Consider the following 15,356-nt stretch of genomic DNA (forward strand, 5'->3'; position numbering starts at 1 on the left):
GTTGTATACTACTCCATTCATCTAGAGGAGGCATGGATATCTGTCCTGTGATTCATAGGAAACGATCTATTTTGACTAAAAACAGGCTACTGTACAAGGTACATTCGTCTAGTATGTAAAAAAAGCACCTTTGAATGTGCACTTGGAGACAACCAAGGAACAGACAAAGGCGCCAGTGGAGACGTGTATCATGATGAAGCGGTTTGAAGCCGCTTTTTGCGCACATATAGGGCGTACAAGATGCCCCCAAGCAGGCACAGGATACATGTGAAGCCTGCCAGCAACCACGCTGATGAGACTGCTCCACCACGATCCATGCTATTTCCGAGCCATAAAGGCAGCAGAGCTCCCCCAACTCCACCTGCGCCTATAAGCAGGCTGGTGGTAGATTCTTCGGTGCCTGGCATCATTTTGCTGGCAAAAACAAGTGCGATGGAAAAAATGCCCGACATGCCCAGCCCCAGCAGTGTGATAAGGACAAAGGCAACGGTAGTTCCCTTGATCAGCGGGAACACGCATAGCAGCACGGTCGCCGCCAGCGAGCTTAGGGCTACAAAGACACCATAGCCGTACCGATCAGCAATACTTCCTGCGAACAACCGTCCGGTAGCCATTGCTAGCCAGAAGCAGGTGACACTGAGTGCTGCCTCCGCTTGAGTGAGGCCCAGCCGTTCGATGAACATGGAGGGCAGGAAATTAGCCAAGCTCATCTCTGTTCCTACATAGATAAAGAAAAAGACGATAAATAGTGTAAGTAGCTTCCAGTTGCCAATAGGGCTACCCTCAGAGGCTTTCTCCGTGGGTGACTTCAGAGAATTAGTCGAACGCTTAAGGCTGTTATCTCGGTGTTCCTGTTGGTCCAATACAGCGTCCAGCATGCCGAAGGACCCGCGCAGCCAAGCTATAATGGTCACGGCTGCAAACATGGAAATGATGGGAAAGGCCAATCGCCACCAACCAAGAGCGATGAGTTGGCTGGCGATAGCGGGCATAGCCAAAGCGCCGATCCCAAAAAAGACTTCCAGACGGCTCATCGCCGCGCCCGTTCCTTGAGTAATGCCGCTGATAATAATAGTGCCAATGAGTGTTTCTACCATGCCGAAGCCAAACCCCGCTGCTGCCCCGACGGCATATAGCCAACCCCAAGGCGGCAGCAATGAGTATAGCACTTCAGCCGCGCACAGCAAGAGCAGGGCGAATACCAGACTTCGGCGTTTGCCGAAACTCCGGGCAAGCCACGGTGACAGCAGGACTCCAACCAGAAAACCGGAAAATTGAGCGAAGATTAGACTACCACCATCTGTATAGTTTCTACCGTAATGCTCTAACAACACAGGCAGTAGAGAGCCTACAACCACGTGTGCCAGGCCAATTAAAAAATAAGACAAGCTGCCGATCCATAGCAGTCGTTTCATGATGAACTCCTTTGATACCTAGATTACACTCATGCAGCAAAGTGAACTGTATGTGTCAAATCTGAGTGATTATGATAGCTCCAGTACCTGAAAGCCGTAGCCTTCAATAGAAATATCTCCTTCCAGGTATTTACCGCTGATTAGCTCATTCCCTTTCTGATCATCCAGATGATATTGCTGCGTCTGGGCGTTATGATTCAGAATGAACAGATATGATTTTCCATCTTTGGTCCGTACAGTGGCTTCTACACCCGCAGGAGCGCGCAGCAGGGATGGAATCCCTTTTTGCTCACAAATGTAGCCCAGTAGGCCATCAAGGAAAGTCTCTTCAGGATCTGAAGCAACGTACCATGCCTCACCTTGACCGAAACGATTGCGTGTCAGCACTGGCATGCCCTGATAGAAATCATCGCCGTATTCCGCCAGCACCTCGGCGCCTTCGCTATGCAACAAGTCGCAGAGCAGACCACATTTATATTCACCTTGCAATACGCCCACCTTTTCTTTCAATACAATACGATTGTATGATTCCGGCAGAAGCGCGTCAATTTCCTCCACCCAGATCCCGAGCAAGTTACGCAGTTTACCAGGATATCCTCCGGTTGTGACCAGATCGTTTTCATTTACAATGCCACTGAAAAAGGTCGTTACGAAGGTGCCTCCGTGCTCTGTGAATTGTTCCAGCTTCTCGGCGGTACCTGGCTTGACCATGTAGAGTACAGGCGCGATAATGAGATCATATTTCTGGAAATTTGTATCAACCGAAATCAGGTCTACCTGTACATTCCGCCGGAAGAGGGTCGCATAATACTTATGCACCTGATCCACATATTTCAAGGCGACAGAAGGCCCACTTGATTTTTCCAATGCCCACCAATTATCCCAATCAAACAAAATGGCTACTTTGGCATTGACGGTCGCGTCAAGTAGCGTGTTGCCCAGTGCGCCAAGCTCACTGCCAAGCTGTGCCACCTCGCGAAATACACGTGTGTTCTCATGCCCGGCATGCTCAATGACAGCCCCGTGGAATTTCTCACAAGCGCCGATTGAGCGGCGAAGCTGGAAGAACATGACCGTGTCCGCGCCATGCGCAACCGCCTGATAACTCCATAACCGCATAACGCCGGGCCGTTTAAGCGAATTATACGCCTGCCAGTTCTGCTGGCTCGGTGTTTGCTCCATTAGCATATAGGGTTGCCCATCCTTCAAGCCGCGCATCAGATCGTGTGCCATCGCGGTATAGCTCGGCGGGGTATTAGCCGCAGGATAACTATCCCAAGATACAATATCCATGTGCTTAGCCCATTTAAAATAGTCCAGTTGTTTGAAAAATCCCATCAGATTGGTCGTTATCACGGCATGGGGAATATGTTTTTTAATCGCGTTGTATTCCAGCAGATAGCAATCCAGCATACTGTCTGAATTAAAACGTGCATAATCGAGGGATATACCCTGAAAGGAGGAGTGATTTTCTCCCCAATGCTCGCTCAAATTATTTGGTGGCACGATTTCATCCCAATCATAGAAGGTATGACCCCAGAAGGAAGTATTCCACACCCGGTTTAGCTCTTCCATTGATCCGTATTTTTGCTTGAGCCACACCCGGAATGCGGCCGCGCAGTTATCACAATAGCAATCCCCGCCGTACTCATTGGACACGTGCCACACGAGGATTGCGGGATGGTTTTTGTATCGTTCTGCAAGTTGGTCAGCCATCTGCTCCGCGTATTTTCGATACGTAGGACTATTCGGACAAGAATTGTGGCGACCACCGAACTTCCGCTTCCGTCCGTCAGCGTCCACCCGGAGAACGTCGGGGTAGCGAGTAGCCATCCAAGCAGGGTGTGCTGCCGTGCTAGTAGCTAGACAAACGAAGATATCGCTTTCATAAAGACTGTCAATCAATTGATCCAGCCATTCAAAATGATATGTGATTTCGTCGGATTGAATTTTGGCCCATGAGAATACGTTGACCGTGGCGATATCAATCCCAGCCTGTTTGAACATCCGTAAATCTTCCTGATGCGTGGCCTCATCCCATTGCTCAGGATTATAATCTCCACCGTAAAATACTTTAGGAAGTTTACTGCTTATCATGCCAATCACCTCTGTATATAAGAATAATTCTATCTTATAATACAAATAACTGCTTTTAAATATAATAAAATGAACGTGTATATAACAATATGGATCTACATGAGAAATACATACCCGCATACGCCGGAGGTGCTTTTTATGATTTTAACTCCCCATCATTTGCGATTTTTCCTGACTACGCGTGAGCACTCTTTACCCCTTTTTATTGAAAGTATCGGATTTAACAGCAGGCAGGAGGATGTGTCTCGTCCAGAGGGCTATCCGTGCTTTCACTGGATTCAGACAGTGTCTGGTGAAGGGATGTTTACATTTAAAGGGGGGACCTTCCGTCTGGGAGAGCAGTCCGGAGTTCTGCTGCTACCTGGGGAATCCCATGCATACAGACGGGCGACCAAGGTATGGCGAACGTTATACATTACATTTGACGGCCCCATCGCCGCTGCTGTATTGACTGCACTGGGGTTGAAGCATACGCGTGGGTATCATTGGGACCCGGATAGCGAGCTGCACAGTTTTGGGGAAACTATGCTTCATTCCATGGTTAGTGAACGTGATTTGTCTGGATTAGATGCTTCGGCCAATATGTATCGGTTTCTGACTCTACTGCGTAAACATGGACAACATAGCTCGATGCCTTCCCTATCTCATAATGTGGAACGATTAACCCCTGTACTGGCCTTTATGGAGCAAAATTATGCCAGTCCAGATGTGGGCCTAGGTGATATGGCAGTTATGATGAATGTCAGCTCCCGTCATTTAAATACATTATTTAAGCAAGCGTTTGGTGTGACTTCGTATGCTTATCTGATTGTGATTCGGCTGCGGAAGGCCAAGGAAATGATGGCGGAATATCCGCAATTAACAGTAAAGGAGATTTCGGAGCGAGTGGGCTTCCGAGATACCAGTCATTTTGTGGCAACTTTTCGCCGAGCTGAAGGAATTACCCCGGAAAGGTTCAAATTACTGTATACATAAAGGTATTTTATCGAAATGCTCTTTCTTACTCGGGAATGCTCTTTTTAGGAAGCATTCCTTATTGTTTTTTTCAGGAAGAGGGAGTATAAAATAATAGTTCATTTGTTTCATCAATCTGATGTGCAGGTGACATAATAAACATAAGATCCATAATTCTTTTGCAAAACCCTCATCCAAAGAAGGAGTCAACGAAATGCTGAGCAAAGTCAAAAGATTATTAATCGGTCGTCCGCGAAAGTCGACGGCCCTTGAAGATGAGAAGCTGAATAAGCTCAAGGCACTGGCCATTCTGTCCTCAGATGCCTTATCCTCTGTAGCTTATGGAACGGAGCAAATTCTGCTGGTTTTAATTACAGCCGGCTTCGCTGCCCTATGGTATTCCATTCCTATATCCATTGCGGTATTGGGTTTGCTGATCATTCTGATCCTGTCTTATAGACAGACCATTTTTTCCTATCCTGGTGGCGGAGGAGCGTACATTGTTGCACAGGACAATTTGGGAAAGAGTCCGAGTCTGATTGCAGGTGGTTCTTTGCTGGTCGATTATATTCTGACGGTAGCAGTTAGCTCATCAGCAGGTACAGATGCCATTACATCGGCGTTCCCATCGTTACATGATCATCGGATCGCCATTGCTCTAATTATGATTATCTTTTTGACGATTATGAACTTGCGCGGAGTGACAGAATCTGCCTCAGTGCTGGCTGTACCGATTTACTTATTTGTTGTTGCCATTTTTGTTTTGATTATTAGCGGTATCATTCATTACGTGGCAGGGGGGGCTCATGCTGCAGCACCGCAATTTGGAGCTACGGTATCCAACGTCAGCCTGTTCCTGTTACTGAAGGCGTTCAGCTCGGGTTGCTCGGCGTTAACTGGGGTAGAAGCTGTCTCGAATGCCATTCCGAACTTCCGCAAGCCAGCTGCCAAAAATGCAGCAACTACACTAATGATGATGGGTTTGATTCTCGGGTGTATGTTTATCGGAATTAGTTTGCTCGCTTATTGGTACGGTGTTCGTCCTAATCCGCATGAAACGGTCATTTCGCAAATTGCGAACGCCACTTTCGGGCGCGGTGTGATGTATTACATCATTCAGGGCGTAACGGCGCTCATCTTGTTTTTGGCGGCGAATACAGCCTATTCGGCCTTTCCATTGCTTGCTTTTATGCTCGCGAAGGACAAATACATGCCGCACATGTTCATGGTTCGTGGAGATCGGCTCGGATACTCTAATGGTATCCTGTTTCTGAGTATCTTCTCGGCATTGCTGGTCATCGTATTTGGCGGCAACACAGAAAATCTGATCCCGCTTTATGCGGTAGGGGTTTTTATCCCGTTTACCCTTTCACAGCTTGGTATGATGATTCGCTGGATCAAGCTCAAACCGCCAGGCTGGATCGTCAAACTTGCTATTAATACGGTTGGGATGCTGACTACGCTGTCGATTACGCTCATCTTTATCTTCACCAAGTTTAGCCAGGTGTGGGTAGTCTTTATCTTCCTGCCTTTGGTTCTGTATTTCTTTATGAAGATCAGCAGGCATTACAAAAATACGGCTGAACAACTGCGCATTGATATTACCAAGGATAAACCTATGGTGAAAGGCAATACGATTATTATTCCGGTGGCAGGCATTACGCGAGTCGTCATGAATACGATCAGCTATGCCAAAACCTTGTCGGACAATGTGGTTGCCGTATACGTGGGTGTGGATGATGATGCGATTCGCAAAATGGAACAGAAATGGGAAGAGTGGGATGTCGGTATACGTTTGGTCGTACTGAAATCCCGTTATCGCAGCATTATTAATCCGCTTCGCAAGTTCATCGATACAGTAGAGTGGAAAAAAGCAGACGAGGACCATATCACTGTTCTCATTCCACAATTCATCACCAAGCACTGGTGGGAAAATATTCTACACAATCAGACCAGCTTACTGATGAGAGCTTATTTAATTAATTATAAAGACGTGATCGTAACGACCGTACCTTTTCATTTAAACAAATGACAAAATGAACATCTTTTGGCCGCATTTCTTTGCGGTCGGAAGGTGTTTTTTTGCATAACGGAGATATTTACTTTAGTGATACATTTTGTGTATTATAGATACGAAATGTATCATTCGAGGCTGTTATGGAGGGATACGATGCCCGAAGCTAAGGGGAAAATGGAAGATGGCAAGCTGCAATTTGTAGATACGCTAAGGGCGTTGGCTATTATTGGAGTTTTACTTGTGCATGTCAGCCAGCATGTGGACGGATTAAACGGGTGGTTGCAAAAAGGCTTGAGTATAGGAGCCAAAGGTGTCGCTTTATTTTATATGGCTAGCGCTTTTACGCTATTTCTGTCCTTAAGCAGACGTTCGGGTGACAAGAGGGAAAGAATTTCAGCTTACCTGTTGCGTCGTTTTTTTCGGATTGCTCCTTTGTATTACGTGATGTTAGGAATCTATTTAGTTGTGAACGGGACAGGTCCACGATTTTGGCTTGGGGATCAGGAGGGAGTCACTGCCGCCAATATCGCAGCTCATGTCCTATTTTTGAATGGTCTGAATCCGTACTGGATCAACAGCATTATCGGTGTGGAATGGTCCATTGCGGTGGAATGTATGTTTTATCTGTTTATCCCTCTATTATTTAAGCTAATCCGATCAGTCCGCCATGCGACCTGGTTTGTCGTGATGGCGCTTGTGGTAAGCTTGGGGCTAAATACGGTATTTGTTCAATATCCATGGATTAGTGATCACTCTTTATGGAGGCACTATCTGTATTTATGGTTTCCGAATCAATTGCCTGTCTTTGGGCTAGGTATATTGTTGTTTTTCATTTGGAAAGACGAGCGGCATTGGAAAAGTATAGACCGGGTTAGTGGAGGTTTGCTGCTTGTTTCTGTGCTATTTGCGTTTTTAGGAGGCATGACCGATGTTCTCATAGGTGTCGGGCTGCTGCTGGGAGCGTATGCTTTGTATCACTGGCAGCCGATGTGGCTGCTTAATCGGGTATGGTCATGGATCGGCCGCCTTAGCTACAGCATGTATTTGACGCATATGCTGGTTCTGGGACTAATCGTACAGGTTAAAATACCTTTTGCTCCCTTAATCAGCCTCACACTTATGTTTATCATGACGTTGCTATTCACCATCGGACTGTCCTGGTTTACCTACTCGTGGATTGAGCAGCCCGGTATCCATTGGGGGAAAAAGCTTATATCACGTATGAAGCCTGTGCGCAAGCAGGGAGATTCGGTCAAAGAAAGTGTTGCCTAAGCTGCAACTTGAAGTAGCATCCGATAACATTTGGTTGAAGTGCTTGAATAAATCTATGAAATAATTGAAAAGACCTCTTGAAAAGTAGCTCCCAGCCCTTTATATTCGATGTACATCCAAGTTTTTGAATACACCGATGAGGTTTGTTGGAATTGTAAAGGAGATGCACGCATGATTTTGAAGCCAATCGGCTTTTTACTTTTCTCCACACTTGAGGGAGTCGCTGTTTTTGCGCTTATTTTGAGTATTTTTAAAGTTAAAATGACCCCTTATCTATGGCAAGCCATTTTTGTTAACCTGATTATGAATATGCAGAGTTATATGCTCCGAGAGGAGTTTTCCCTTTCATATTTGGTGCCTGTCGTAAATATGCTGCTTTTTATTTTTTTACTCGCTACGGTCGTGAAGATTCCGATTGTGTGGTCCGGTATTATGACGATTACAGGTTATTTTGCATATGCCGTTGTTCAATCGGTATTCTTAAAAGTCATGTTCGGCAACCTTCCGGTTTCTGAGCTGCAGGATGGGTCCTTGAAAGGCTATCTGCTACAAGTGGTAAGTGCGACAGTAGGATTGCTTATTTCGTTGATGTTGTCTCGAAAAGGGATCGGCTTTTCCCCTAATTTCAAGAAGCTTAAGTTCAAAGAGGAATATGGCATTGTCATCACGCTGATTATCCTGTCTCTCATTTCAACTTCTATTGTGCTCTACTATAACGAGGTATGGTTAAATATGATATTTTTTGCACTGGTTTCGGGATTTTTCATCTATTATGCAGTCGGAAAGGAATACCAGGATGATTGAAGCGATGGCTTTCAAACTTGCTAACCAGATCAAACGTACTGTTCCTGATCATCCAGCCTCTGTCGCGGTACTTAAATACGCGCTTGCCCTCATTCTGAATGCGTCCATGATCATTGTGTTGACACTATTCGCCTCATTCTTCACGGGGCGGATGGTAGAGGCTGTAACGATTCTCATCGCTTTCGCCCTACTGCGCCAAATATCAGGAGGCATTCATTTGAAAACGGGCATGACATGTGTGTTGGTGACCTCAGCAGCTTTTACTTACATATCCTGCATTGCCTTAAATAGTTGGTGGACAAACCTGTTTACCGGAATAGCTCTCATTTTCGTTTTATGTTTTGCCCCGTCCAGAATTGAAAAGCAGTCGCGCATACCAGTACGGTTCTATCCCCTCTTGCGGCTGTTATCCTCCTTGCTTGTATGTACTAATTTTGTAATCGGTTCCTCTGTAGTGGCTGTTGCTTTTTTGGTCCAAAGCCTAACATTGATCCGGGGAAGGAGGTGAGTGGAATGATGAGGAAAATGGTATATGGGTTAGCCACATCGTTGTCTATGTTTGCTACATTTGCTGTATCAGTGGCGAGTTACGTGTATGTTTATCAAGGGGATACACCCGAGGAACTGCTGAAATAAACAAAATGCCGAAATGAAAAAATGATACATAGAGCTGCTATTAAGCAGCTTCTTTTTATGCAAAAAAATCAGGCGCTCCATTAAAGAGCGCCCGAATGGGAGAGGAGAAACCGGACGAAGAGCTTATGGGGAAACGTAAGTCTTCTCCGCGGTTGTCTACGACATTGGTTGAATGCCGATATCCTAAGGATGCCCAGGGAATGGTTTTTTATACCTGCCTCATCCTAAGTTTTTCAAACGGCGGTGCATGTGGTACGATAGCGTCATAATCTATGGTTATGAACACATATAGAAAATAGGTGAGTTTCAGCGTGAGAGTGGTATCGGGTAGTGCCAAAGGAAGGCCGTTAAAGGCAGTTCCCGGCACAGGGACGCGGCCAACCACGGATAAGGTCAAGGAAGCGCTATTTAGCATGATAGGTCCTTATTTTGATGGGGGAGTCGCACTTGATCTATTTGCTGGCAGTGGTGGCCTGGGTATAGAGGCGCTTAGCCGGGGGATGGACAAGGCTGTTTTTATTGATATGGAATCCAAAAGCATTGATGTCATTAAAGAAAATTTGCGAAAAACTGGATTGGAAGGACAGGCTGAAGTGTTCCGCAATGATGCCGGACGAGCGCTCAAGGCGTTGGCAAAACGTGGAGCTCTTTTTGATGCTGTTTTTCTGGATCCGCCCTATCGTCTCAAACATGGAGATGAATTGATGAGCCGTATGGCTGAATTGAACTTGCTTCGTTCAGATGCAATCATCGTGCTGGAGTATGAATCGGGACATGAATATCCGGAAAGCTTCGGGCCGTTCGAACAGGTCAGAAAAGCAGTCTATGGTGAAACGGCGTTATCCATTTATCATTTTGCAGCCGATGCTTTATCGGATGTCGAAGAACATACAGAAGCCGGAGTGGTCAAGCTCGGCATCATCGAATCAGACGGGGAGGACCATCATGATTGAGCACAAACCACGTATTGCCGTATATCCGGGAACCTTTGATCCTGTGACAATGGGGCACCAGGATATTATTCAAAGAGCAGCCAGACAGTTTGATCTATTGATTGTCGCGGTTCTTAACAATATTAGTAAAAATCCGCTGTTTTCACTTGAGGAACGAATGGAGCTGCTGCGAACGGTAACTCGCGATATACCGAACGTTGAAGTGGACAGCTTCCGTGATTTAACAGCTAATTATGTACGTCAAAAAGGGGCCCAAGTTATTGTCAGAGGAATCCGGTCGGTGACTGATTTCGAATATGAGCTGCAATTAGCCTCTACAAATCATAAGCTGAACCCGGATGCGGAAACGATCTTTATGATGACCAATCCGGCTTATTCCTATCTGAGTTCCAGTATGGTGAAGGAAATTGCGCATTTCGATGGCAAGGTTGTAGATCTGGTGGCACCGGAGGTGGAAGACGCGCTGCGTGCGAAGGTCAACGCAAATCGCGGCGGCTCCACCATGAAGTCATAAAGGAAAAGGCCACTAGGGTAACTATAATTGTACCCAGCAGCGCAATGGATAGTACGGTTAGTTGCCAGGGGTACATAGATGTTCCTTCTATTTGTGTTAGTAAGCTGCTGGCTCCGGCCATAACAGGATGCGTGGCGGATTCATTTACGCTTTCCGCAAAAGAAGACACAGAACTGCGACTGACGTAAGCGGGAGTTGTATTGCTGACGATGCGGTTAAGCGGGACCCATGTCGCCAAGGTAAGTCCAAAAGCAATGATCCCATGGAGCACTCGTGACAAGGTGAAGGTGATACCCTTGTCGGAAGGTCTGGTGACGGCGGTAATTTGAAGCCAGCCGCACAGGCCGCCCCAGCCCAACACAGCGCTGATCAGGGCTGCTTGTGTACGGAGATCGTAGGGCAGACGGCTGATTTCATAGGAACCCAGATGGATTTCCAACCAAGCAGGCCATATGAAAGAAAGCGATCCTTGGCCTGTGTATATGGACAGCAGTCGAATCAGTACGGAAAAGAAAATAATAAATCCACCTGTCACCATCAGCGTCTGTACAGCATGGGATACGGTTTCGCCCAACAGTTTTCCGAAGCTGCGGCCGTCCCGTTCTCTGGCAGAGCGGGTAGCTTCCCATGCGGATCGGATCAGGGAGGGAGAAGTACGGGAAACTGAGGTGCGCCGGAGGGCAGCTGGCGTTTCCCGTTTTTGCAATTCTTTGGACGATACAGGTAGTCTGGCGGTGATCCAGCCTGCCAGCAGCCCGGAAATCCAGTGAACGGCAAGTAACATCACGCCTACGGCAGCATTGTGCAGTAGCCCTGTCCCGATGACGAGCAGGATGGTAATCGGATTGCAGAAATGAGCGATAGCGGTTAGACGTCCAAGCTGAAGCGCGGTCATATCTTCCTGTTGTGACCATTGGCGTACTGCTTCCGCAGCAGCCGGGAATCCCGCGGTCAGGCCGAGGGCCAACACCCAGCCACTTCGTCCGGGTAGACGGAACCAGAATCGCATAAACGGCTCCAGCAGGACACCTAGTCCATGGACTAGACCAAAGGCGATGAGCATTTCGGACAGCATCAAAAAAGGCAGCATAGCGGGGAAAATAATACTCCACCATAGCTTAAGGCCTTGAGTAGAGGCTTGAAATACTTTTTCTGGTGAGGCGACAACAGCCAGTACAAGCAAAATGGCTCCGAGGCCAAGCAGTACGGTTGTCCAATAAGGAGCGGAATGGGCTTCCTTTTGCATCAAAGAATTCACCTCTCATAAATATGCTAAGGAGAGTCGGATGCTATCTCCAGCGTTTATTCACGTTCGTTGTCTTGGGATAGGTTGTTCGTATACGTTGTCGTAAACAATGTATGCTTTTTTGGAAGGCTTGAGAACAGGGGCCACAGAGGCACTTGGATAAGATGGGAGAAGTTAGGCTGCAAGGGGGGAGAAGCAATGAAACGAATAAACCGGAAAAGAGCTTTTTTTACAACCGGTTATGTCTTAATGCTGGCTGCAATGGTCTATGTGCTGGTTTATATGCCAACCCCTTATCTGATCTATGGACCAGGTGGGGCAAATGAGATCAAACCGATGGTTAGAGTCCGGGAGGGTGACAGCATCGAACGGGGGGCCTTTATGATGACGACGGTATCGGCGCGTTATGCCAATGTTATCATGTTGGGCCTGTCCAAGTTGGACCGCAATTCGGAGATTCAGCGCAAAGAGGATCGCCTGCATGGAAGAAGTGAAGACGAATATGCGGCAGAGCAGGTATGGTATATGGGGGATTCCCAATCTTCCGCGATGGAGGCTGCCTACACCCGTGCCCATGTCCCCTATCGCATTGTGCCGGATTACGTGTATGTGTTTAAGATCCCGGGATCGAACAGCGTGTTTGACCCCGGGGATGAAATATTGGAGTTGAACGGCGTGAGGGTGACCGATAATCGTTCCATTCGGAAGGCTTTGGAGGACGAAAAACCGGGAACAATGGCTAAAGTGAAGCTAAAGCGCGATGGAAAGTTGCTGACCGTGCAAGCTCCCTTAACGACCATTACGGACAGTGAGACGGGCAAGCAACGTTCCGGATTTGGCGTCAGTATTGCCACGGTACAGAAGGTAGAGCCGAAGGATGGACGTAAAACGATTCATTTTACATCTACGGATGTTGGCGGTCCTTCGGCAGGTTTGATGTTTACCATGGAAATCTATAATCAACTGACACCAGGTGATTTGAGTAAGGGATATCGTGTAGCCGGTACGGGTACCATTGATAAGGACGGTCAGGTTGGAGCGATTGGTGGTGCAAAGTATAAAATAGTTGCTGCTGACCGTCAGGGTGCGGATTTGTTTTTCGTCCCTGCGGATAATTATAAAGAGGCCAAGGCCAAAGCTGAGCAAATTGGAACCCGGATGAAGCTTGTTCCGGTTCGCAAGCTTGGCGATGCGCTGAATTATATGGAAAAGCTGCCCGTCAAACCATAATGGGCGGTCGCAAGTAATCAGCATACATGTCGCGGATGGCGGGACGTGGCATCCCGGCTGCGTGTATGGCGGCTGCGGCTGTATCCCAGTCCAGATGAGGATGTGATCCGGCAGACAGCTTGACCCATACCGGAAGGGTGGCTGTCTGCTTCATACGTGCCAGCAGTTCGCGTCCAGCCCTGTTAAAGCCAAGCACGCGGATATAGCCCGGACCTTTCGCCAGCTCAGCCGGAGTCATATCGGCTTTGGCATGATTTAGCAAAATATGTGCACACATCCGCTGAAGCTTCGTACGAGTATAGCGCCTTGTCTTGATCGTGGCGAGCAGGGCCTCCACAGAGGGCTGGGGCAGCGTGTACAGCGATTGTTGCAGACGATGCTCCAGCCCTTCGGTGACCTCGTGCAGCTCGGCCAGCTGCTGCGAGCTACGTGTGATCAGGGCGTTCAGCAGCGGCTGGCTGAACGCTTCCCAATGCAGCGGAGCGCGTTCGGCTTGCCACTCGCGTCGCAAAATCTCCAGTGTCGCCGCAGGTATGTACGGCGAAGCGGCCTCCGGCCCGCCGTCCAGCAGCAGACGGCGGATGGCCGTGGCACTGGCGATGACTCCGTCCGCAGGGGCCACGGCTTCATGGTAGCCCGATCCCGTGCGGGCTACCGTGAAGGGCTTGATTGTGCTGCCCAGCCGTTCCAGCGCAATCAAGTAATGCAGCCCCAACGTATTGTTGGGCTGCTGCATGAGGGTGGCGAGCGCAGCGCCGTCCGCTCCTTCGGCCGCGAGCGCGGCTGCGGCTCCCGCGTAGGCAGCGGGATAGCTCGCGCCGCTGCTCAGGCGCTGCGCGATGCCGGCCTTGAGCTCGGCCGGCTCTGCCGCCAGCACGCGTGCCAGCGCGCGCAGCGGGGCAATGTCTCCGCTCTCGCTGCCGAAGCAGAGCGCGTCTACGATGCCCGTCGCATGGAGCAGGGCGACTGCTCCGTGGGCAAACCATTCTGCAGGCTGGACGGCATAGGCCACAGGCAGCTCCAGAACCAGGTCCACACCCATGGCGAGTGCCATTTCGGTGCGGGACCATTTGTCTGTAATCGCGGGTTCACCCCGCTGAAGGAAAGGACCACTCATCACAGCCACTGTGCGCTGTGCACCAGTGATGCGAAGAGATTCCTCCCAGTGATGGACATGTCCGTTATGCAGGGGATTGTACTCTACAATCATACCGAGTGTTTTCAAGACCGTATGTCGGCTCCTTTCTTATGGTAGCTTATTGGATAACTATTTTGACAATAATGGTTAAGTGCCCGTGAAGATTGTTTTCAGGGTAGCTATACTGATTTTTCATCATCGGCATGAACAAGACCATTGAGACCTGGACGAAAAAGCTTTATACTCGCATTATTGTACACGAAGAGTGGCGGGGGTACGAATACTCATCGGTACATGTTTAGCACAATGCATTTTTGCTTCTGCATAAAACTTGTCGAACCATTGGAAAACCGGTAGATTTGTGAGTGGTGTAAAGTGAAAGGTGTTGACAAACGACTCGATCAGTCGGTATAATAATTTTTGTTTGTTTGGAGTGATAGTGATGCAACTATTTTTTCGCAAAGTAGCAACAAGTGACGGTCCTTTTCCTATCCGTGAATCTCTTAATGTGAGTGAATTGGTGGATGATCGTGCTGATGTTACGGCCGTTTCCCCGCTGGAGACCGACTTGGTCGCCGTTAGTCTGGGTCAAGGCTTGATGAGCGTGGAAGGCACGTTGACCGCAGGTCTGGACATGCTGTGCTCACGCTGTTTAAGCCCGATGCACGAGGATTTAAAAATTGAATTCCGTGAACGGTTCAAGCAAACCTCTTCGAGTGTTGAAGAGGAGGATGAAGATGGCGATTTTATCGCAGTGACGGAGGACTCCTTCGACATTGCACCGTATTGTGAAGAACTGTTTGTACTGCATGTGCCGTTTGCGCCTTTGTGCAGTGAGGATTGTCAGGGAATCGCACCAAAGACCGGACAAAACTGGAGTATTGGCTCCGATGACAGTAGTGATGGCGGTACGGAAAAGATTGATCCGCGTCTGGCAGGGCTTAAGGATTTTTTTAAATGAGAATTGAGTTCAATTCTGAAAAATCATCATCCGCTTGTGCCGGAGAGTTACAGAACCGATGCGTGGATGTTGCAGGCTTGATTCACCGGCTGTAAGATAATTGCTTCTAGCATTTTCTT

Annotated in this window: 14 protein-coding genes; 10 read left to right on the top strand and 4 right to left on the bottom strand. The window is 48.1% G+C overall.

From position 1 onward, the window contains the following. Positions 1 to 188: 188 nt before the first annotated feature. Both NSQ68_RS09805 and NSQ68_RS09810 read right to left on the bottom strand, forming a co-directional pair. Positions 189 to 1,415: an MFS transporter gene (locus tag NSQ68_RS09805; RefSeq protein WP_342428726.1), complete on the bottom strand. Its 1,227-nt coding sequence runs from the start codon at positions 1,413 to 1,415 to the stop codon at positions 189 to 191. A 69-nt stretch (positions 1,416 to 1,484) separates the two neighbouring features. Beyond that, the gene (locus tag NSQ68_RS09810; protein WP_342428727.1) at positions 1,485 to 3,512 is read right to left on the bottom strand and encodes a beta-galactosidase; all 2,028 of its coding nucleotides are present in this window, start codon (positions 3,510 to 3,512) and stop codon (positions 1,485 to 1,487) included. Positions 3,513 to 3,650: 138 nt separating this feature from the next. On the opposite strand from NSQ68_RS09810, the gene NSQ68_RS09815 reads away from it, so the two are divergent. The 8 genes from NSQ68_RS09815 to coaD all read left to right on the top strand — a co-directional run bounded on the left by NSQ68_RS09815 (position 3,651) and on the right by coaD (position 10,662). Continuing rightward, positions 3,651 to 4,487: an AraC family transcriptional regulator gene (locus NSQ68_RS09815; protein WP_029514745.1), complete on the top strand. Its 837-nt coding sequence runs from the start codon at positions 3,651 to 3,653 to the stop codon at positions 4,485 to 4,487. Between the two features lie 193 nt (positions 4,488 to 4,680). After that, positions 4,681 to 6,498 (top strand): APC family permease, encoded by a 1,818-nt coding sequence (locus tag NSQ68_RS09820; protein WP_307349742.1) that lies wholly within the window; start codon positions 4,681 to 4,683, stop codon positions 6,496 to 6,498. A gap of 138 nt (positions 6,499 to 6,636) precedes the next feature. Continuing rightward, positions 6,637 to 7,755, top strand: a complete 1,119-nt coding sequence (locus NSQ68_RS09825) for an acyltransferase (protein WP_342428728.1) — start codon at positions 6,637 to 6,639, stop codon at positions 7,753 to 7,755. Between the two features lie 171 nt (positions 7,756 to 7,926). Further along, on the top strand, positions 7,927 to 8,559 hold the full coding sequence (locus tag NSQ68_RS09830) for a hypothetical protein (RefSeq protein WP_342428729.1): 633 nt from the start codon (positions 7,927 to 7,929) through the stop codon (positions 8,557 to 8,559). Next, positions 8,552 to 9,067 (top strand): accessory gene regulator B family protein, encoded by a 516-nt coding sequence (locus NSQ68_RS09835; protein ID WP_342428730.1) that lies wholly within the window; start codon positions 8,552 to 8,554, stop codon positions 9,065 to 9,067. Before NSQ68_RS09830 ends, NSQ68_RS09835 begins: the two co-directional genes overlap by 8 nt. Positions 9,068 to 9,072: 5 nt before the next feature. Next, the gene (locus NSQ68_RS09840) at positions 9,073 to 9,195 is read left to right on the top strand and encodes a cyclic lactone autoinducer peptide (RefSeq protein ID WP_023988155.1); all 123 of its coding nucleotides are present in this window, start codon (positions 9,073 to 9,075) and stop codon (positions 9,193 to 9,195) included. 311 nt (positions 9,196 to 9,506) lie between these two features. Beyond that, entirely contained in the window at positions 9,507 to 10,148 is a 642-nt protein-coding gene (rsmD, locus tag NSQ68_RS09845) for a 16S rRNA (guanine(966)-N(2))-methyltransferase RsmD (RefSeq protein ID WP_342428731.1), read from the top strand. Then, positions 10,141 to 10,662: a pantetheine-phosphate adenylyltransferase gene (gene coaD, locus NSQ68_RS09850; protein ID WP_013309846.1), complete on the top strand. Its 522-nt coding sequence runs from the start codon at positions 10,141 to 10,143 to the stop codon at positions 10,660 to 10,662. Before rsmD ends, coaD begins: the two co-directional genes overlap by 8 nt. On the opposite strand, the gene NSQ68_RS09855 is transcribed toward coaD, so the two are convergent. Beyond that, on the bottom strand, positions 10,625 to 11,908 hold the full coding sequence (locus tag NSQ68_RS09855) for a nucleoside recognition domain-containing protein (RefSeq protein ID WP_342428732.1): 1,284 nt from the start codon (positions 11,906 to 11,908) through the stop codon (positions 10,625 to 10,627). The genes coaD and NSQ68_RS09855 overlap by 38 nt on opposite strands. Before the next feature lie 198 nt (positions 11,909 to 12,106). On the opposite strand from NSQ68_RS09855, the gene NSQ68_RS09860 reads away from it, so the two are divergent. Then, positions 12,107 to 13,138, top strand: a complete 1,032-nt coding sequence (locus NSQ68_RS09860; RefSeq protein WP_342428733.1) for a S16 family serine protease — start codon at positions 12,107 to 12,109, stop codon at positions 13,136 to 13,138. On the opposite strand, the gene NSQ68_RS09865 is transcribed toward NSQ68_RS09860, so the two are convergent. Beyond that, complete coding sequence (locus NSQ68_RS09865; RefSeq protein ID WP_342428734.1) at positions 13,128 to 14,363, bottom strand: nucleotidyltransferase; 1,236 nt, start codon at positions 14,361 to 14,363, stop codon at positions 13,128 to 13,130. The genes NSQ68_RS09860 and NSQ68_RS09865 overlap by 11 nt on opposite strands. 355 nt (positions 14,364 to 14,718) lie before the next feature. On the opposite strand from NSQ68_RS09865, the gene NSQ68_RS09870 reads away from it, so the two are divergent. After that, positions 14,719 to 15,237, top strand: a complete 519-nt coding sequence (locus NSQ68_RS09870) for a DUF177 domain-containing protein (RefSeq protein ID WP_342428735.1) — start codon at positions 14,719 to 14,721, stop codon at positions 15,235 to 15,237. Positions 15,238 to 15,356: the final 119 nt, after the last annotated feature.

The sequence above is a fragment of the Paenibacillus sp. FSL L8-0158 genome (genome assembly GCF_038592965.1).
GTDB lineage: Bacteria > Bacillota > Bacilli > Paenibacillales > Paenibacillaceae > Paenibacillus > Paenibacillus polymyxa_D.

Bases quoted from the DNA above. Each gene is read 5' to 3' on its own strand.
- NSQ68_RS09805 (WP_342428726.1), bottom strand. From the start codon at position 1,415: ATGAAACGACTGCTATGGATCGGCAGCTTGTCTTATTTTTTAATTGGC.
- NSQ68_RS09810 (WP_342428727.1), bottom strand. From the start codon at position 3,512: ATGATAAGCAGTAAACTTCCTAAAGTATTTTACGGTGGAGATTATAAT.
- NSQ68_RS09815 (WP_029514745.1), top strand. From the start codon at position 3,651: ATGATTTTAACTCCCCATCATTTGCGATTTTTCCTGACTACGCGTGAG.
- NSQ68_RS09820 (WP_307349742.1), top strand. From the start codon at position 4,681: ATGCTGAGCAAAGTCAAAAGATTATTAATCGGTCGTCCGCGAAAGTCG.
- NSQ68_RS09825 (WP_342428728.1), top strand. From the start codon at position 6,637: ATGCCCGAAGCTAAGGGGAAAATGGAAGATGGCAAGCTGCAATTTGTA.
- NSQ68_RS09830 (WP_342428729.1), top strand. From the start codon at position 7,927: ATGATTTTGAAGCCAATCGGCTTTTTACTTTTCTCCACACTTGAGGGA.
- NSQ68_RS09835 (WP_342428730.1), top strand. From the start codon at position 8,552: ATGATTGAAGCGATGGCTTTCAAACTTGCTAACCAGATCAAACGTACT.
- NSQ68_RS09840 (WP_023988155.1), top strand. From the start codon at position 9,073: ATGATGAGGAAAATGGTATATGGGTTAGCCACATCGTTGTCTATGTTT.
- coaD (WP_013309846.1), top strand. From the start codon at position 10,141: ATGATTGAGCACAAACCACGTATTGCCGTATATCCGGGAACCTTTGAT.
- NSQ68_RS09855 (WP_342428732.1), bottom strand. From the start codon at position 11,908: ATGCAAAAGGAAGCCCATTCCGCTCCTTATTGGACAACCGTACTGCTT.
- NSQ68_RS09860 (WP_342428733.1), top strand. From the start codon at position 12,107: ATGAAACGAATAAACCGGAAAAGAGCTTTTTTTACAACCGGTTATGTC.
- NSQ68_RS09870 (WP_342428735.1), top strand. From the start codon at position 14,719: ATGCAACTATTTTTTCGCAAAGTAGCAACAAGTGACGGTCCTTTTCCT.